The 18,391-nt window shown below is 70.8% G+C and carries 16 protein-coding genes; 12 read left to right on the top strand and 4 right to left on the bottom strand.

Features of this window, described 5'->3' with window-relative positions:
* The first annotated feature begins 2 nt into the window (after positions 1-2).
* The 7 genes from ribD (at position 3) to AYL44_RS00565 (ending at position 6,569) form a co-directional block, all read left to right on the top strand.
* The gene (gene ribD / locus AYL44_RS00595) at positions 3-1,022 is read left to right on the top strand and encodes a bifunctional diaminohydroxyphosphoribosylaminopyrimidine deaminase/5-amino-6-(5-phosphoribosylamino)uracil reductase RibD (RefSeq protein WP_064001338.1); all 1,020 of its coding nucleotides are present in this window, start codon (positions 3-5) and stop codon (positions 1,020-1,022) included.
* Entirely contained in the window at positions 1,022-1,669 is a 648-nt protein-coding gene (locus AYL44_RS00590; protein WP_064001337.1) for a riboflavin synthase, read from the top strand. Before ribD ends, AYL44_RS00590 begins: the two co-directional genes overlap by 1 nt.
* The gene (locus AYL44_RS00585) at positions 1,666-2,946 is read left to right on the top strand and encodes a bifunctional 3,4-dihydroxy-2-butanone-4-phosphate synthase/GTP cyclohydrolase II (RefSeq protein ID WP_064001336.1); all 1,281 of its coding nucleotides are present in this window, start codon (positions 1,666-1,668) and stop codon (positions 2,944-2,946) included. Before AYL44_RS00590 ends, AYL44_RS00585 begins: the two co-directional genes overlap by 4 nt.
* Complete coding sequence (gene ribH / locus AYL44_RS00580) at positions 2,943-3,416, top strand: 6,7-dimethyl-8-ribityllumazine synthase (RefSeq protein WP_064001335.1); 474 nt, start codon at positions 2,943-2,945, stop codon at positions 3,414-3,416. Before AYL44_RS00585 ends, ribH begins: the two co-directional genes overlap by 4 nt.
* A 63-nt stretch (positions 3,417-3,479) precedes the next feature.
* A complete protein-coding gene (locus AYL44_RS00575; RefSeq protein WP_064001334.1) occupies positions 3,480-3,830 on the top strand; it encodes a hypothetical protein in 351 nt (116 codons plus the stop codon).
* A 170-nt stretch (positions 3,831-4,000) separates the two neighbouring features.
* Entirely contained in the window at positions 4,001-5,449 is a 1,449-nt protein-coding gene (locus AYL44_RS00570) for an MFS transporter (RefSeq protein ID WP_064001333.1), read from the top strand.
* 127 nt (positions 5,450-5,576) lie between these two features.
* Positions 5,577-6,569 (top strand): NADP-dependent oxidoreductase, encoded by a 993-nt coding sequence (locus AYL44_RS00565; RefSeq protein WP_064001332.1) that lies wholly within the window; start codon positions 5,577-5,579, stop codon positions 6,567-6,569.
* A 3-nt stretch (positions 6,570-6,572) separates the two neighbouring features.
* Here AYL44_RS00565 and AYL44_RS00560 read toward each other — a convergent pair whose 3' ends face one another.
* From AYL44_RS00560 to AYL44_RS00550, 3 genes are read right to left on the bottom strand one after another with little or no spacing between them, the layout of a single operon-like run.
* Positions 6,573-7,394, bottom strand: a complete 822-nt coding sequence (locus tag AYL44_RS00560) for an ABC transporter permease (protein ID WP_064001331.1) — start codon at positions 7,392-7,394, stop codon at positions 6,573-6,575.
* A complete protein-coding gene (locus AYL44_RS00555) occupies positions 7,391-8,272 on the bottom strand; it encodes an ABC transporter permease (RefSeq protein ID WP_064001330.1) in 882 nt (293 codons plus the stop codon). The genes AYL44_RS00560 and AYL44_RS00555 overlap by 4 nt, the downstream gene beginning before the upstream one ends.
* Positions 8,269-9,210, bottom strand: coding sequence for an ABC transporter ATP-binding protein (locus AYL44_RS00550; protein ID WP_064001329.1), 942 nt, complete (start codon positions 9,208-9,210; stop codon positions 8,269-8,271). Before AYL44_RS00550 ends, AYL44_RS00555 begins: the two co-directional genes overlap by 4 nt.
* A 59-nt stretch (positions 9,211-9,269) precedes the next feature.
* Here AYL44_RS00550 and AYL44_RS00545 point away from each other — a divergent pair, with 59 nt between their 5' ends.
* Entirely contained in the window at positions 9,270-11,144 is a 1,875-nt protein-coding gene (locus tag AYL44_RS00545) for an ABC transporter ATP-binding protein (RefSeq protein WP_064001328.1), read from the top strand.
* A gap of 91 nt (positions 11,145-11,235) precedes the next feature.
* On the opposite strand, the gene AYL44_RS00540 is transcribed toward AYL44_RS00545, so the two are convergent.
* The gene (locus AYL44_RS00540) at positions 11,236-13,137 is read right to left on the bottom strand and encodes a phosphoenolpyruvate carboxykinase (GTP) (RefSeq protein ID WP_064001327.1); all 1,902 of its coding nucleotides are present in this window, start codon (positions 13,135-13,137) and stop codon (positions 11,236-11,238) included.
* Between the two features lie 110 nt (positions 13,138-13,247).
* On the opposite strand from AYL44_RS00540, the gene AYL44_RS00535 reads away from it, so the two are divergent.
* From AYL44_RS00535 to efeB, 4 genes are all read left to right on the top strand, one after another.
* A complete protein-coding gene (locus AYL44_RS00535) occupies positions 13,248-14,681 on the top strand; it encodes a helix-turn-helix transcriptional regulator (RefSeq protein ID WP_064001326.1) in 1,434 nt (477 codons plus the stop codon).
* A gap of 153 nt (positions 14,682-14,834) precedes the next feature.
* Positions 14,835-15,773 (top strand): iron uptake transporter permease EfeU, encoded by a 939-nt coding sequence (efeU, locus tag AYL44_RS00530; protein ID WP_082886044.1) that lies wholly within the window; start codon positions 14,835-14,837, stop codon positions 15,771-15,773.
* Positions 15,770-17,008, top strand: a complete 1,239-nt coding sequence (gene efeO, locus AYL44_RS00525) for an iron uptake system protein EfeO (protein ID WP_064001325.1) — start codon at positions 15,770-15,772, stop codon at positions 17,006-17,008. The genes efeU and efeO overlap by 4 nt, the downstream gene beginning before the upstream one ends.
* Positions 17,005-18,303 carry an iron uptake transporter deferrochelatase/peroxidase subunit gene (gene efeB, locus AYL44_RS00520; RefSeq protein ID WP_064001324.1) on the top strand — a complete coding sequence of 433 codons (1,299 nt, stop codon included), beginning with the start codon at positions 17,005-17,007 and terminating at the stop codon, positions 18,301-18,303. Before efeO ends, efeB begins: the two co-directional genes overlap by 4 nt.
* Positions 18,304-18,391 lie beyond the last annotated feature (88 nt).

The raw sequence follows: 18,391 nt of genomic DNA, 5'->3' as shown, positions 1-18,391 counted from the left end.
GGATGAGTGCCACCGACGCAGAGCGCGCCGCGCTCCGCCACGCTTTCGCGCTCGCTCAGCGTGGACCGCGGGGGGTCAACCCGCAGGTCGGCGCGGTCATCCTCTCCCCCGCGGGTGAGGTGCTCGCCGAGGGCTGGCATCACGGCGCGGGGACGCCGCACGCCGAGATCGACGCCCTCTCGAAGCTCGGACCGGATGCCGCGCGCGGCGCGACGGCCGTCGTGACCCTCGAGCCGTGCAACCACACCGGGCGCACCGGCCCCTGCGCGGTCGCGCTCCTCGAGGCAGGCGTCGCCCGTGTCGTGTACGCCGTCGACGACCCGGGCGAGGTGTCCTCCGGGGGCTCCGCGCGCCTCCGGGACGCCGGCGTCGAGGTCGAGGGCGGCGTGCTGCGCGACGAGGGCGAGGAGCTCATCGCGTCGTGGCTGACCGTGCAGCGTCTGAAGCGGCCTCACGTGACCCTGAAGTGGGCGCAGTCGCTCGACGGGCGGGCCGCGGCATCCGACGGCACCAGCCAGTGGATCACGGGACCCGAGGCCCGCGCCGACGTGCACCGCCGACGCTCGCTGGCGGACGCGATCGTGGTGGGGACGGGAACCGTCCTCGCGGACGATCCCGCGCTGACCGCGCGGCGCGAGGACGGCGGACTCTACGAAGACCAGCCCCGACCCGTCGTGGTCGGCGTCCGCGCCGTGCCGCAGGAGGCGCGGGTGCGCAAGCACCCGCGCCCGTTCATGCAGGACGAGGGCGAGGACCTGCGGGACCTGCTGGACCGCCTCCGCGAGCTCGGCGCCCAACGTGTGTTCATCGAGGGCGGCCCGACCCTGGCGGCATCCTTCCTGCGCCAGGGGCTCATCGACGAGCTCCTCGTCTACATCGCACCGACGCTGATCGGCGGCGACCGCCTCGCGGTCGGCGACATCGGCGTCGCGACCATCTCCCAGCAGCGACGCCTCGACATCACAGGCGTCGACCGACTCGGCGACGACATCCTCGTCACCCTCACCCCCCAGGAGGCCTGATGTTCACCGGCATCATCGAAGAACAGGGCGTCATCACGGCGATCGAGCCCTCCGGCGACGGCGTGCGACTCACCGTGCGCGCGCCCCTCGCCGTCTCGGACGCGCAGCGCGGCGACTCGATCTCGATCAGCGGCGTCTGCCTGACGGTCACCGACCAGACCTCCGAGGGGTTCACGGCCGACGTCATGAAGCAGACGCTCGACATGTCGACGCTCGGCACCCTCGGGGTCGACTCCCGAGTGAACGTCGAGCGTGCCCTCGCCGCGCACACGCGCCTCGGCGGGCACATCGTGCAGGGACACGTCGACGGCACGGGCGAGGTCCTCGAGGTCCGTCCCGGCGAGCAGTGGCGCGTCATCCGCGTCTCGCTGCCGGCCGACCTCGCCCCGCTCGTCGTCGACAAGGGGTCCATCACGGTCCAGGGCGTCTCGCTCACCGTCTCGGACGTGTCCGAGCCCGACGCCGCGTCGCACTGGTTCGAGATCTCCCTCATCCCCGAGACGCTCGAGGTGACCACCCTCGGCACGCTCGCCCCCGGCGACCGCGTCAACCTCGAAACCGACATCCTGGCGCGGCACGTGCAGCGCCTGCTCCGATTCGCCTCACCCGACGGCATCCCGTCCGCAGAAGAAGGAGGCTCCCGATGAGCCTTTCGTCCATCCCCGACGCCCTGGAAGCCCTCAAGGAAGGCCGACCGATCCTGGTCGCCGACGATGAGAGCCGCGAGAACGAGGGCGACATCATCCTGTCCGCCGAGCTCGCCTCGCCGGAGTGGCTTGCGTGGACCATCCGGTGGTCCAGCGGGTTCCTGTGCGCCCCGATGCCGGCCGACTGGGCCGATCGCCTCGACCTGCCCCCCATGGTCGAGCAGAACCAGGATGCCCGGAGCACGGCGTACACCGTGAGCGTCGACGCCGCGGAGGGCGTCACGACCGGCATTAGCGCCTCGGACCGCGCCCGCACCGTCAACGTGCTGGCCGACCCGGACTCGGTGCCGTCCTCGCTCATCCGCCCGGGGCACGTGCTGCCGCTCCGCGCCGTCGACGGCGGCGTGCGCGAGCGCGCCGGCCACACCGAGGCCGCCGTCGAGCTCATGCAGCTCGCGGGCCTGCAGCCGGTCGCCGTGATCGGCGAGGTCGTCGCCGACGACGGCAGCATGATGCGGATGCCGGGGCTCCTCGAGATGGGCGAGCGCGAAGGCATCCCCGTCATCACGATCGAGCAGCTCATCGCGCACGTCAGCGCGGCCGACGGCGACGGCACCGCCGCCCACACCGACCACACCGCCAAGCGGCGCGTGAGCCTGCGCGCCGAGGCGACGGTCCCCACCTCGCACGGCCAGTTCCGGTTCCTCGCCTACAAGGACCGGATCACCGGCACCGACCACATCGCCGTCGTCTCGGGGGACCTCACCGAGGAGGCACCGCTCGTGCGCGTGCACTCCGAGTGCCTCACGGGTGAGGCGTTCGGCTCGCTCAAGTGCGAGTGCGGACCGCAGCTCGAGGCGGCGCTCGACGCGATCGAGCAGGACGGCGGCGTCGTCATCTACATGCGCGGCCACGAGGGCCGCGGCATCGGCCTCATCAACAAGCTGCGCGCGTACAGCCTGCAGGAGCGGGGGCTCGACACCGTCGACGCGAACCTCGCGCTCGGCCTGCCGGCCGACGCCCGCGACTACGCGGCGGCCGCCGGCATCCTGTCCGACCTCGGCGTGAAGCAGATCCGTCTGCTGACCAACAACACCGACAAGGTCGCGCAGCTGCGTGCCCTCGGTCTCACCATCGTCGACCAGGTGCCCCTGCTGGTCGGGGTCGGCGCGAACAACCACCAGTACCTGGCGACGAAGGCCGACCGCATGGGCCACATCATCGACGCCGACGAACTGCGCGAGGCCCTCGCGCACAGTGAGGAGCACACCGCATGAGCGGACACGGAGCACCCCGGGCCGAAGCGGTCGACGCGAGCGGCCTGTCCGTCGTCGTGATCGCCGGGCAGTGGCACGACACCATCACCGACGGCCTGATCGCGGGCGCGAAGCGCATCCTCGACGCCTCGGGCGCCACGTGGCGCCTCGTGCGCGTACCGGGCTCGTTCGAGCTGCCCGTCGCCGCCAAGGCCGCGCTCGACGCCGGCGCCGACGCGGCCGTCGCGCTGGGCGTCATCATCCGTGGCGGCACCCCGCACTTCGACTTCGTCTCGTCGGCCGCGACGGACGGACTCACCCGCGTCGCGCTCGACACCGGCAAGCCCGTCGGCTTCGGCGTGCTGACGCTGGACGACGAGCAGCAGGGCCTCGACCGCGCCGGCCTCGAAGGCTCGAAGGAGGACAAGGGCGCAGAAGCAGCGGATGCCGCCATCCGCACCGCGCTCGTCCTGCGGGACCTCCGCGGCTGACGCGCGACGCGTCACGCCTTCTCGATGCTGCGCGGGATCTCAACCTTCAGGTAGCCTGAGGGCATGGAGATCCTGCGCAGCATCGTCGTCCTCGTCCACCTCGTCGGTTTCGCGACTCTCTTCGGGGCCTGGGTGGTCGAACTCGTCGGACAGCGCCGCGTGACGCGCATCATGCATTGGGGTCTCGGCATCGCACTCGTCGCGGGCCTCGCGCTCTCGGCGCCGTGGGGTCTCGACCACGACCTGAACTACGCCAAGATCGGCATCAAGCTCGTCGTCCTCGTCCTCATCGGCGGCCTCCTCGGCGCCGGCGCGGGACGCCTGCGGAAGTCGGGGTCGGTGCCCACCGGGATCTTCTGGCCCATCGGCATCCTCACCCTCCTCAACGCCGGGCTCGCGGTCATCTGGCGCTGACCGGCCGATCCCGCTGGATGACGCGGGAGTAGGGTGGAGGTTTGGCGCCGGCGACTCCGTCGGCGCCTCGGTGATCCCAGAGCTGTGACGCCCTCGCATCACCCCTGCGAGGACGTCCGCCGCCGACGCGTCCCATGAGGACCCACCGCTTCGTTCCGAAGGTCCCCCGCATGTCATCCGCAGCACCCGCGGCATCCACCGCACCCGCCAATCCCCGCTCCCGCGTCATCACGGCGAGCCTCATCGGCACCACGATCGAGTTCTACGACTTCTACGTCTACGCGACCGCCGCCGTCCTCGTCTTCCCCATCCTGTTCTTCCCCGCCGGCAACGACACCACGAACCTGCTGCTCTCGTTCAGCATCTTCGGCGCCGCCATGGTCGCCCGCCCCGTCGGCGCCGTCATCTTCGGCCACTTCGGCGACAAGTTCGGACGCAAGGCGACCCTCGTCGGGTCGCTGCTCACGATGGGTGTCGCCACCTTCCTCATCGGCCTCCTGCCGACGTTCGACCAGGTCGGCGTGCTCGCGCCGATCCTGCTGCTCGTCCTCCGCCTCGCGCAGGGCTTCGCCCTCGGCGGCGAATGGTCGGGTGCGGCGCTCGTCGCGACCGAGAACGCCCCGAAGGGCAAGCGCGCCTGGTACGGCACGTTCCCGCAGCTCGGCGCGCCGATCGGCTTCATCATCGCCAACACGGTGTTCCTGGTGATCTACTTCCTGCTGCCGCACCCCGACGGCCCCGCGCAGCGCAGCGAGGAGTTCCTCGCCTGGGGCTGGCGCGTGCCGTTCCTGTTCTCGGCGGTCATGGTGATCGTCGGCCTCTACGTGCGTCTCAAACTCGTCGAGTCCGAGACGTTCGCCAAGGCCGAGAAGACGGGCGCGATCCGCAAGTTCCCCCTCGGCGAGGTCGTCCGTCGCCACTGGAAGCAGCTGATCCTCGGCACGTTCATCATGCTCGCCACGTACGTGCTCTTCTACCTGATGACGAGCTTCACCCTCGCCTACGGCACGAAGGCCACGACCGAGGGAGCGGCCGCCGCGGCAGAGGCTGCGGGCACGGCGTTCGACGCGGCCACTTACGTGCCGGGCCTCGGGTTCGGGTACACCGACTTCGTCATCATGCAGATCGTCGGTGTCGTCTTCTTCGGCGTCTTCACGCTGCTCTCAGGCCCCGTCGCCGACACGATCGGCCGTCGCCGCCTGCTGCTGTGGATCACGGGGGCGATCGCCCTCTTCGGTCTGCTCTTCAACGTCTTCCTCCTGCCCCAGCTCGACCCCAAGTTCAGCGGCGCCCTCGTGCAGGCCTTCCTGATCTTCGGGTTCATGCTCATGGGTGCGACGTTCGGTCCGATGGGTGCCCTGCTCCCCGAGCTGTTCCCGACGAACGTCCGGTACACCGGGTCGGCGATCTCGTACAACGTGTCGTCGATCCTCGGCGCCGCGCTCGCCCCGATCGTCGCGACCGCCCTCTGGGCCGCCGCCGGCGGATCGCCGTGGCTCGTCGGCGTCTACCTGTCGGGCTCGGCCGTCCTCACCTTCATCGCCCTGTGGCTGTCGAAGGAGACGAAGGACGTCGAGTACGAGACGAACATCGGACACGTCGACCTCGGCGCACGCTGACCCGACCCTGACGAGCGGATGCCGCGCCCCACCCCACCGGGAGGGTCGCGGCATCCGTCTGTCAAGAGCTCCCCTCCGGCCGGACGCAGGGCTATCGTCGGCCCCACAGGCACGTGAGGAGTGGACGATGGCCATCAAGAAGGTCACACAGGCATCGGTCGTCGAGTACGACGACACCGGCGGACCCGAGGTGCTCCACCTCGTCACCCGCCCGCTTCCGGAGCCCGGCCCGGGCGAGGTGACCGTCGAGGTCATGACGATGGGCCTCAACCACATCGACGGCTTCGTCCGCTCGGGCGCGGAGAAGGAATGGGACGACCCGTTCCCCCGCCGATCGGGCAGCTGCTTCGCCGGCACGGTCATCGCCGTCGGCCCCGACACGGCGGGCTTCCCTGTCGGCAGCGACGTCGTCGGTCACGTCCGCTCGGGAGCGCAGGCCACCCACCTCACGGTGTCGACCGACCGGCTCGTGCGCAAGCCCAAGAACGTCACGTTCGAGACCGCCGGCGGTCTGTACCTGGCCGGCACGACGGCCCTCGACATCCTCGACGAGCTGAAGGTGGGTGCCGGCGACACGGTGGTCGTCTCAGCCGCGGCGGGCGGTGTCGGCAGCGTCGAGGCGCAGATCGCGATGCACCGCGGTGCCCGCGTGATCGGGACGTGCGGCGACCGCAACTTCGACTACCTGCGTCAGCTCGGTGTGAAGCCCGTGCGCTACGGCGAGGGGATCGTCGACCGGATCCGCGCCCTCGCCCCCGACGGGGTCAGCGCGTACATCGACAACTTCGGGCAGGACGGACACGAGATCGCCGAAGCCCTCGGCGTCCCCGCGAGCAAGTTCCGCTCGAGCGCCGACCGTCGCGAGCGCGAGGTCGCCCTGCTGTCGGACGACCCCGAGGCCGTCGCACATGGCACCGACCAGCTGCGCAAGGTCGTCGAGCTCGCCGAGAAGCGGGCGGTCAACGTCCTCGTGTCGGGCTTCTACCCGCTCGCCGACGTCGCCGAAGCATACGACGACCTGCAGAAGCTGCACTCGCGCGGCAAGGTCGTGCTCGCGACGCATCCGGTCAACCCCCGCCGCATCCGCAAGGCGCGCGAGGTCATGGAATCGGGACGCTGACCCTCAGTCGAGGAACAGCGCGCGCAGGCGCTTCGTCGTGAAGACGAGTCCGACCGCGATCATCACGACGTAGTACAGGACGTGCCACAGCATGCCCGCCGACAGGATGCCGGTGGTCAGCCCGCGTATCAATTCGACGCCGTGCCAGAGCGGCAGCGCCATGACGATCGACTGCACCCACTCGGGGTAAACGGTGATCGGGTAGAACGTCGCCGAGAACAGGAACATGGGCAGCAGGACGAAGTTGATCCAGTCCATGTGCTGGAACGTCTTCATGTAGCTCGTGACGGCCATGCCGAGACTGGCGAAGCCGAACGCGATGAGGAGCACTGCCGGGATCGCGAGGATCGCCGTCCACGCCAGGTTCAGCCCGAGGATCTGCATGACGATCATGAACCCGGTCGCGTAGAGCAGACCGCGCAGGAGCGCGTAGAGGATCTCGCCGAGGGCCACGTCGAGCGGACCGAGCGAGGTCGCCAGCATGCCCTCGTAGAGCTTGCCGTAGTTGAGCTTGAAGAAGACGTTCCAGGTGGAGTCGTAGATCGCCCCGTTCATCGCCGAGACGGCGAGGAGGGCGGGAGCGATGAACGCGGCGTAGCTGACCGGGATGCCCTGCGATGTCTCGACGTCGCCGATGAGCGCCCCGAGCCCCAGCCCCATCGACGCGAGGTAGAACACCGGCTCGAAGAAGCCGGAGAGCACGACCGCCCAACTCGACGACCGGGCGGCGAGGAAGCCGCGCTGCACGACCGCGCCGGGGTTGCCCGCCCACAGCGCCCGCACTCCGCCGCGACGCACGGTGACCTCGACCGTCGCGGCGCTCACTTCGCGAGCCTCTCGACGAAGACCTTGCGGCCCCACAGGTAGCCGACGCCCGCGAGCACGACGAGGTACGCGAGGTGGACGGCGACCATCACCGGCGGCACGGCGGCACCGTACGTCGCCAGTCGGCCGAGCTCGGCGCCGTGCCAGAGCGGCGAGACCCATCCGATCCACTGCAGCCAGGCCGGCAGGGCCTCGAGCGGGTAGAAGGTGCCCGAGAACAGGAACATCGGCATGAAGATGAACCGCTGCACGAGCGCGAACTGCCCCTTGTCGTCTTCGATCGACCCCGCGTACGCCATGAGCGGGATGCCGAAGGCGAGCCCCGCGAGCAGCCCCGCCGGGATCGCGAGCCAGCCGGTTTCGGGATGGGGCACGGTCGTCCACCCGATGCCGAGGGCGCCCAGAAGCCAGATGAAGAGGTAGTACGCCGCGACCGCGAACGCCATGCGGGCGGCGGCGCCGATGACCACGCCGTTCGCGATCTGCGGGCTCGACAGGGCGGACGCATTGAACCCGAAGAAGTAGCGCCGCCACTTGAACCCGGCCATGACGGGGTAGGTCATCTCCTCGGAGGCGACCGAGATCGCCGCAGTGACGAGGAGAGCAGGGGCGACGAACACGAGGTAGTCCACCTGCACGCCGCGGTCGTCGATGGGCGCCTGGATGAGGGCGGCGAGACCCGCCGCGAGACCCAGCAGATACAGCACCGGCTGCCCGAGGGCGCCGACGACGATCGTCCACCCGTACGCGCGCATCGCGCGGACCATGTGCTCGGTCACGTACCAGCTGCCGTGCCGGCGCGGCTTGCGGCCCCACTCCAGGGCCTCGGCGCGCAACTCGTCGAGCGTCGGCTGCACCGACGCGGTCGTCCCGCTCATTCGATCAGCGACCGTCCGGTGAGACGGAGGAAGACGTCCTCGAGACTCGAGCGCCGCACGAGGCTCGTGAGGGGCTGCAGGCCCGCCGCGGTGACGCGCTCGAGCGCCGCCTCGCCGTCGTGCGCGTACACGAGGATGCGGTCGGGCAGCACCTCGATGCGATCGCCGACCCCCTGCAGCTGCGCCGCGACCTGCTCATTGCGGTCGGACCCGAAGCGCACCTCGAGCACTTCGCGGCTGGAGTGCTCGCGGATGAGGGAGGCCGGGCTCCCCTCGGCCATGATGCGCCCCTTGTCGACGACGATGAGCCGGTCGCAGAGCTGTTCGGCTTCGTCCATGTAGTGCGTCGTGAGGACGAGGGTCGTCCCGCGTTCCTTGAGGCGGAACAAGCGGTCCCAAAGGACGTGCCGCGCCTGCGGGTCGAGACCGGTCGTCGGTTCGTCGAGGAGCAGGATGCGGGGGTCGTTGATGAGTCCGCGGGCGATCGTGAGGCGGCGCTTCATGCCGCCGGAGAGCTGGTCGACCTTGTTCTTCGCCTTGTCCTCGAGCTGCGCGAAGGCGAGCAGCTCGTCGGCCTTCTCAGCGCACACCCTGCCGGGGAGCCCGAAGTACCGGCCGTAGATGTAGAGGTTCTCGCGGGCGTTGAGCTCACCGTCGAGGTTGTCCTGCTGCGGGACCACGCCGAGACGGGACCGGATCTCGGGTCCGTACCGGTCGGGATCGAGCCCGAGGATCGAGAGATCGCCGCTCGTGCGGGTCGAGACGGCGCCGATCATCTTCATCGTCGTCGACTTGCCCGCGCCGTTGGGGCCGAGGAGTCCGAACGACTCGCCCGGCGCGACCTCGAACGACAGGCCGTCGACGGCGACGAAGTCGGGCTTGCCCTTGGTCTTGTAGGCCTTCACGAGGTTCTCGGCGCGGATCACGGCTTCTGGCACCGCACCACCCTACCGACGGCACCGGACATCCCCTCAGCCGCGAGGGGGAAGATAGAGGGATGTCCACGCCCCGCCGCGGTCTGCGTCGCCCCTCGAAGGACGACGGCCCCCGCGCCAGCCTCCGCCAGCTCCTCCCGTTCCTGCTCGAGCACAAGGGCGTCCTCGTCGTCGTCGGCGTCCTGAGCGTGCTCGAGGCGGTCGCCACCCTCGTGCAGCCGCTCCTCGTCGGCGACGTCATCGGGCGCGTGCAGGCCGGCCAGGCCCTCGGCATCCTCGTCTGGGTCCTCGTGGGCCTCGTGGTCGTCTCGTCCCTCATCGGGGGGTTCCAGCACTACCTCCTGCAGCGCACGGGCACCGCGGTCGTCTACTCGAGCCGGCGACGCCTGATCGCGAAGCTCCTGCATCTGCCGGTCCAGGAGTACGACGCGCGGCGTACCGGCGACCTCGTCTCGCGCGTCGGCACCGACACGACCCTGCTCTACGCCGTCCTCACGCAAGGCTTCGCGGACTCGATCGGCAACGCGCTCATCTTCGTCGGCGCGATCGTCGCGATGCTCGTGATCGACCCGGTGCTGCTGCTGCTCATCGTGGTCGTGATCGGCGCCTCGGCCGCCGTCGTCGGCGTCCTGAGCGGCCGCATCCGGCGGGCGACGTCCGTTCAGCAGGAGAAGGTCGGCGCCCTCGCCTCGGGTGTGGAACGCGCGATCGGCTCGATCCGCACGATCCGGGCATCCGGCGCCGAATCCCGCGAGCAGGCGGCCATCTCGGCCACCGCGAGCGAGGCGTACGACGCCGGCGTGTCGGTCGCGAAGGCGTCGGCGGTCGTCGTCCCCGTGGCGGGCATCGCGCTGCAGGTGTCGCTCCTCGTGGTCCTCGGCGTGGGTGGCTTCCGCGTCGCGTCGGGCGCGATCGAGATCGCCCAGCTGGTCGTGTTCGTCATGTTCCTCTTCTTCCTCGTCCAGCCGCTCGCCTCGTTCTTCGGGGCCATCACGTCGGTGAACCAGGCCCTCGGCGCGCTCGGCCGCATCCAGGAGGTCCTCGACCTGCCGGACGAATCGGCAGAGGATGCCGCGATCGCCGCATCCGCCGTCGCCCCCTCCCCCGACGAGACGGCCGCGATCGAGTTCCGCGACGTGCACTTCTCCTACCCCGAGGCGGTCGTCCGCGCCCGCCGGAGCGCGCAGGACGAGGCGCTGAAGACCCTCGCGGACGCGCGCGCACCCCTGCCCGAGGACGCCGAGCCGGAGCCAGAGGCCACGGTGCTGCGGGGCGTCTCGTTCCGGGTGCCGCGCGGGTCCCGCGTCGCCCTCGTCGGCCCGTCCGGCGCCGGGAAGTCGACGACCCTCGCCCTCATCGAGCGGTTCTACGACCCGACGGCCGGCGCCGTGCTCATCGACGGGGTCGACGCCCGCGCGCTCGACCGGCTCTCGCTGCGCGCCCGCCTCGGCTACGTCGAGCAGGACGCCCCGACCCTCGCCGGCACGATCGTCGACAACCTGCGCCTCGCCTCCCCCGACGCCTCCGACGCGGACTGCGAACGGGTCCTGGCCGCCGTCAACCTCACCGACGTGCTCGAGCGGTCGCCGCTACGCCTGCAGGCACCCGTCGGCGAGGCGGGCGTCATGCTCTCGGGCGGCGAGCGCCAGCGCCTCGCGATCGCGCGGGCGCTGCTGGCCGCTCCCCCGATCCTGCTGCTCGACGAGTCCACGTCGTCGCTCGACGGACTCAACGAGCAGCGGATGCGGGAGGCGATCGACGCCGTCGCGGCCGGCCGCACGCTCGTCGTGATCGCCCACCGCCTCTCGACCGTCGTCGACAGCGACCTCATCGTGGTCCTCGACCACGGCCGCGTCGTCGGCCAGGGCACGCACGACGAGCTCATCCGCGACGTGCCGCTCTACCGCGACCTGGCCGCCCGCCAGCTGCTCGTCTGACCCGAACGCACCGCGAGCCGACGCCCGAAACGTCGCAGATGGTCGCCTCCCGAGCGGGAGAGCGACCATCTGCGACGTCTCGGCGAGCGCGTCAGGCGGACTGCTGGGTGCGCTGCAGGCGGTAGCGGAGGGCGGCGAGCTCGGCGTACAGGGCCGCGGGGACCTTGCCGCCGAAGGTGCGGTAGAACTCCTCGGTGAGGTCGGCTTCGGCGAGCCAGGATGCCGGGTCAACCGCGAACAGCTCGTCGAGATCCGCCTGCGGCACCTCGATGCCCGCGAGGTTGAGATCCTCGGTGCGCGGCAGACGTCCGACGGGGCTGTCGACGGCGCCGACGGACCCGTCGATCCGGCGGATGATCCAGTCGATGACGCGGGCGTTGTGGCCGAAGCCGGGCCACAGGAAGCGTCCGTCGGATCCCTTGCGGAACCAATTGACCTGGAAGATGCGCGGGGCGCGGTCGAAGCGCAGCTGCTGCCCGACCTTCAGCCAGTGGGCGAAGTAGTCGGCCATGTTGTAGCCGCAGAACGGCAGCATGGCGAACGGGTCGCGGCGCAGCTCGCCGACGAGTCCCTCGGCGGCCGCGGTGCGCTCGGACGAGATGTTCGAGCCCATGAACACGCCGTGGGTCCAGTCGGTCGCCTCGACCACGAGCGGCACGTTGGTCGCGCGGCGCCCGCCGAAGAGGATCGCGTCGAGCGGCACACCCTCGGGGGCGTCCCAGTCCTCGGCGATCTGGGGGCACTGGCCGGCGCTGACGGTGAAGCGCGAGTTCGGGTGGGCGGCGGGACGACCGGATGCCGGGGTCCAGGGCTTGCCCTCCCAGTCGGTGAGCTCGGCGGGCGCCTCGTCGGTGAGACCCTCCCACCAGACGTCGCCGTCGGGGCGCAGCGCGACGTTCGTGAAGATCGTGTTGCCCCAGAGCGTGTCGACCGCCGTCACGTTGGTGGACTCGCCGGTGCCGGGCGCGACGCCGAAGAAGCCCGCCTCGGGGTTGATCGCCCAGAGGCGCCCGTCCTCGCCCGGGCGCAGCCACGCGATGTCGTCGCCGAGGGTCTCGACGCGCCAGCCCGGGATTGTCGGGCGGAGCATGGCGAGGTTCGTCTTGCCGCAGGCCGAGGGGAACGCGGCCGCGACGTGGTAGGCCTTGCCGGCCGGGTCGATGACGCGGATGAGCAGCATGTGCTCGGCGAGCCACCCCTCGTCCCGCCCGATGACCGACGCGATGCGCAGGGCGAAGCACTTCTTCGCGAGGATCGCGTTGCCGCCGTAGCCCGACCCGAAGGACCACACCTCGAGCGTCTCGGGGAAGTGCACGATGTACTTCTCGTCGTTGCAGGGCCAGGCGGCGTCCTGCTCACCGGGCGCGAGCGGAGCGCCGACGGAGTGCACCGTCTTCACCCAGGGCTTGCCGTCGGCGATCTGCTGCAGCACGTCGGCGCCGACGCGCGTCATGATGCCGATGGAGGTGACGGCGTAGGCGCTGTCGGTCACCTGGACGCCGATGTGCGAGAGCGGGCCGCCGACGGCGCCCATCGAGAACGGCACGACGTACATCGTGCGACCGCGCATGCTGCCTTCGAACAGCGGGGTGATGGTCGCGCGGATCTCGTCGGGCGCGATCCAGTTGTTGGTGGGCCCGGCATCCTCTTCACGCTCCGACGCGATGAAGGTGCGCGCCTCGGTGCGAGCGACGTCGCTCGGGTGCGAGCGAGCGAGGTACGAACCGGGCCGCCACTCGGGGTTGAGCTTGATGAGCTTGCCCTCGTCGACCTGCTGGCGCAGGAGCGCCTCGTTCTCGGCGGCGGAGCCGTCGACCCAGTGGATGCGGGCGGGCTGCGTGAGGGCGGCGATCTCGTCGACCCAGGCGTGCAGGGCCGCCATGCCCTCACCCGTGACGGTGGGGCGGATGCCGGTGGGCGCCGCCGCGGCTGCGTGCGCAGCGGGCGTGGACGCGGTGCGGGTGGGGCGGGTGAACAGGTCTGCGATGGCCATTCGGCGCTCCTCGGTCGGGGTGGTCGTGGTTCCACTGTGCCGGGTCGATCGCGGCGCTTTCCGGGATTCTCGACGTAAAGAATCCGTAATCTTTCGCTAAGCTCAAGATCATGGCGACGCCCCTCCAGCTCTCGACCCTCGGCCACCGCATCCGTCATCAGCGCCAAGCCCACGGGCACACGCTCGACGAGCTCGGGGCGATCGTCGGCATCGCCGGCAGCCAGCTGAGCCTGATCGAGAACGGCAAGCGCGAACCGAAACTGTCGGTCCTGCAGGCGATCGCGACGGCGACCGGGACCGATGTCACCGACCTACTCTCGAACGAGCCGCCCAACCGGCGCGCGGCGCTCGAGCTCGAACTCGAGCGCGCGCAGCAGAGCCCGGTCTTCCGCCGCCTGGGCGTGGCGCCCGTCAAGGTCACCAAGACGATGACGGACGAGACGATCGAGGGGATCCTCGCACTCCACCGCGAACTCGATCGCCGGGAACGCGAGTCGATCGCGACCCCGGAGGAGGCGCGTCGCGCCAACACGGAACTGCGGCTGCGGATGCGGGAGCAGAACAACTACCTGCCCGACATCGAGAAGCTCGCCGAGAAGAAGCTGAAGGCGGCCGGCCACACGACCGGTGCGCTCACCCACCGCACCGTCAGCATCATGGCGGAGCAGCTGGGCTTCGAGCTGATCTACGCGAACGATCTCCCCCACTCCGCTCGCTCGGTCACCGACCTGGAGAACGGCCGGATCTATCTGCCCCCGGCATCCATCCCCGGCGGACACGGCCTGCGCTCGATGGCCCTGCAGGCGATGGCGCACCGCCTGCTCGGGCACGCCCCGCCGACGGACTACGCCGACTTCCTGCAGCAGCGCCTCGAGATCAACTACTACGCCGCGTGCTGCCTCATGCCCGAGACGGCATCCGTCGCGTTCCTGTCGCAGGCGAAGAAGGACCGGAACCTGGCCGTCGAGGATTTCCGCGACGCATTCGGCGTCACGCACGAGGCGGCCGGGATGCGACTGACGAACCTCCTGACGCAGCACCTCGACATCCCGCTGCACTTCCTGCGCGTCGACGGGGCGGGTGCCATCAACCGCGTCTACGAGAACGACGGACTCCCGCTGCCCATGGACGTCACCGGCTCGGTCGAGGGTCAGGTCGTCTGCCGGAAGTTCGCGGCGCGCTCGGCGTTCGCCGAGCAGAACCGCACGACCGAGCACTACCAGTACACCGACACCCCCGGCGGCACCTTCTGGTGCTCGAGTCAGACGGGAACGACCGCCGAGGGCGAGTTCTCGATCACCGTCGGCGTTCCCTTCGACGACGCCCGCTGGTTCCGGGGGCGCGAGACGCAGAAGCGCGCCACGTCGACGTGCCCCGACGAGGCCTGCTGCCGACGGCCGGACGCCGACCTCACCGAACGCTGGCAGGGCAAGGCGTGGCCGAGCGCCCGCGTGCATATGCAGATGTTCTCGCCGCTGCCGCGCGGGATGTTCCCGGGAGTCGACGATGGCGAGGTCTACGCGTTCCTCGACCGACACGCGTGAGCGTCGTGTTGATCGCCGCCGCGGGACGGGTGTACGCTCGCGCGAGTGAGGTTCGCCTAACCTAAGTCGCGATCGATCCGCGGCGGGTCCGCGGACGGGCTGCGACGGGGCAGCGGGCACCGGCCTCACTTCCGCACACCCGAAGAGATCCCCGTGCTCGCCACCTTCCTCATGGGCCTCCGCGAAGGCCTCGAAGCCGCGCTCGTCGTCGGCATCCTCGTCGCCTACCTCGCCCGCATCGGGCGGCGCGATGTGCTCCCCCGCCTCTGGGCGGGTGTCGGGCTGGCAATCGTGCTCGCCCTGGGGATCGGCGCCGTCCTGACGTTCGGCGCCTACGCGCTCACCTTCGAGGCGCAGGAACTCATCGGGGGCGTCCTCTCGCTGCTGGCCGTCGCGATGGTCACCTGGATGATCTTCTGGATGCAGCGCACCGCGCGCACCCTGAAGTCGCACCTCGAGGGCGGCCTCGACCGCGCCCTCGCGATGAGCGGGTTCTGGGGCATCGTCGCGATCGGCTTCGTCTCCGTCGCCCGGGAGGGGATCGAGACGACGCTCCTGCTGTGGTCGATGGTGCAGTCCTTCGGCGACGCGCCGTCCGCTCTCCTCGGCGCGCTCCTGGGCCTGGCCGTCGCCGTAATCCTCGGCTGGCTGCTCGCCCGCGGCATGGTGCGGTTGGACCTCCGCCGCTTCTTCGCGTGGACGGGAGGGTTCCTCGTGATCGTCGCGGGCGGCGTCCTCGCCTACGCCGTCCACGACCTGCAGGAGGCAGGCGCCCTCCCGGGCCCCTTCTCCGCCGCCGCCACGATCGACCCCGTGACGGGTGCCGTCGGCGTCGGGTGGGCCGGCTTCCCGTTCGGCTGGGCGTTCGACGCGACCGGCCAGATCCCGCCCGACAGCACCCTCGCGGCGATCCTGCAGGCCACGGTCGGCTTCATGCCCCAGATGTCGTGGCTCCAGGTCGTCGCCTGGACCGTCTACCTCGGTGTCGTCGGCACGTTCTTCGTCCGCGGCCTCCGCCGTCGCCCGCACGCCCGCCCCGCGGCATCCACCCCGGCCGTCGCGCCCCGACCCGCATCCCAAGGAGCATCATGATCCGCCCCCGTCGCGCCCCGGCGTCCCTCGCCGTCGCCCTCGCCGCCGTCGCCGCCGTCGCCCTGTCGGGGTGCGTCGCGAAGACGGAGGTCGCAAGCGGTGACGCGCTCACGGTCACCTCGACCGACAGCTCGTGCGAGGTGTCCGCGACCGCCGCGAAGAGCGGGGCGCTGACCTTCGCCGTCTCGAACACGAGCTCGCAGGTGAGCGAGTTCTACCTGCTCGCCGAGGACGGCCTGCGCATCGTCGGCGAGGTCGAGAACATCGCCCCCGGCGCCGAGCGCACCCTCACCGTCGTCGCCCAGCCGGGCCGGTACAAGACCCTCTGCAAGCCCGGGATGGTCGGCGAGGGCGTCGGGCGGGCGGACTTCACCGTCACGGGCGACGCGGTCGCCGTCACCGGCGTCGACGCCGAGCAGAAGCAGAAGGCCGTCGACCTGTACGCGGCCTTCGTCAAGGACCAGGTCGAGCAGCTCGTCCCCGCGGTCGACACGTTCGCGACGGCGTACGAGTCCGGTCAGGACGACCAGGCGCGGGAGCAGTTCCCGACCGTCCGCGCGTTCTACGAGCGCATCGAGCCGGTCGCCGAGTCGCTCGGCGACCTCGACCCGCGCATCGACTATCGCGAGGTCGACGCCGTCGCGGAGGGACTCGACTGGACCGGTTTCCACCGCATCGAGAAGGACCTCTGGGTGCCGAAGAAGGACGCCCTGAACGCCGACGGCGAGACCCCCGCCTGGCAGGACTGGTCCCCCTCGACGCCCGCGCAGCGCGCCGCCTTCGGCGACCGGCTGATCGCCGACGTGGGCGAACTGAACGACTACGTGCACTCCGACGACTTCCAGGAAGCCCTCGACGCGCAGGGGGTGGCAGGCATCTCGAACGGCGCCATCGCCCTCCTCGACGAGGTCGCGACCGGCAAGATCACCGGCGAGGAGGACTGGTGGTCGGGTACCGACCTCTCGGACTTCGCCGCCAACGTCGAGGGCTCCGAGATGGCGTTCTCCCTCGTCGCGGACTTCGCATCCGCGACAGGCTCCGAGGGCGCCGAGCTCACGAAGGAGATCACGCGCCGGTACGACGACCTCGAGGCCGCGCTCGCCCAGCACGGTTCCCTGACGGACGGATTCGTCGCCTACCGCACGCTGACCGACGACGACAAGCGGACCCTCACCGACCTCATCAACGCGCTCGCCGAACCGCTGTCGCGGCTGACCGCCACCGTCCTCCAGTGACCGCGGAGCAGGAACCGACGTCCGACGAGACCCCGCGTCCGGGCCTCAGCCGACGGGGGCTGTTCGGCCTCGCCGCCGGGGTCGGAGCCGCAGGTCTCGCCCTGGGAGCGGGCGGCGGCGCGGTCGCGGCCACCGCGATCGCACGCTCCGGCGTGGGCGGGTCGCCCGTGCACCCGTTCTTCGGCGAGCACCAAGCGGGCGTCACCACCCCGATGCAGGACCACCTGCATTTCGCTGCGTTCGACATGATGGCGGGCACGGACCGCGCCGACCTGCAGTCGCTGCTGCAGGATTGGAGCTACGCGGCGGCCCGGATGACGCAGGGCCTCGAGGTCAGCGCGACGGGCGCCGTCGGCGGCTCGCCCGAGGCACCGCCGGACGACACCGGCGAGGCGTTGGGACTGCCGGCATCCAGCCTCACCATCACCCTCGGATTCGGTCCCACCCTGTTCCGCGCCGAGGACGGGACCGACCGGTTCGGACTCGCGAACCTCCGCCCCCGGGCGCTCGAGAAGCTGCCCGCCTTCCTCGGCGACGACCTCGATCCGGCGGTCTCGAATGGCGACCTCTGCATCCAGGCGTGCGCCGACGACCCGCAGGTCGCCGTGCACGCCGTGCGCAACCTCAGCCGCATCGCGTTCGGCCGCGCCCGTCTGCGCTGGTCGCAACTGGGCTTCGGCAAGACGTCGAAGACGACCGCCGCCCAGGCGACGCCGCGGAACCTCTTCGGGTTCAAGGACGGCACCGCCAACATCCTCGCGGACGACGCCACCGCCCTCGCCGACCACGTCTGGGTCGCGGAGGACGACGAGCCCGCGTGGCTGGCGGGCGGCTCCTACCTCGTGGCCCGCAAGGTCGCCATGCTCATCGAGACGTGGGACCGCGTCCGCCTCTCGGAGCAGCAGCGCATCATCGGACGCGACAAGTCCGAGGGCGCTCCCCTGTCGGGCGGCCGCGAGACGACGGCGCCCGATTTCGCGAAGAAGGATGCCGCCGGCACCCCCGCCATCGATGCGGCCTCGCACGTGCGCCTGGCGCATCCCGACCTCAACGGCGGGATCCGCATCCTGCGGCGCGGCTACAACTACGTGGACGGCAACACCGCGCTCGGCCGACTGGACGCGGGGCTGTTCTTCCTGTCGTACCAGCGCTCCCCCGAGCAGTTCGTCACGCTGCAGCGCGCCCTGTCCGGCGACCTGATGAACGAGTACGTCCGTCACATCGCCTCGGGCCTGTGGGCCGTCCCGCGCGGCGCGCGGGACGGCTCCTTCGTGGGTGCGGAGCTGTTCGCCTGATCAGGGAGCACAGCTCCGCACACACGAGGGGCGGGGAGCACGCCCCCACGTGCTCCCCGCATCCTCGCGCTGCCCGAATTGCGCGAGG

This window comes from Microbacterium oleivorans, from assembly GCF_001644225.1.
Classification (GTDB): Bacteria; Actinomycetota; Actinomycetes; order Actinomycetales; family Microbacteriaceae; genus Microbacterium; species Microbacterium gawkjiense.
Note: the sequence above shows the minus strand (reverse complement) of the source record. Positions and strands in the feature narration are given on the sequence as shown.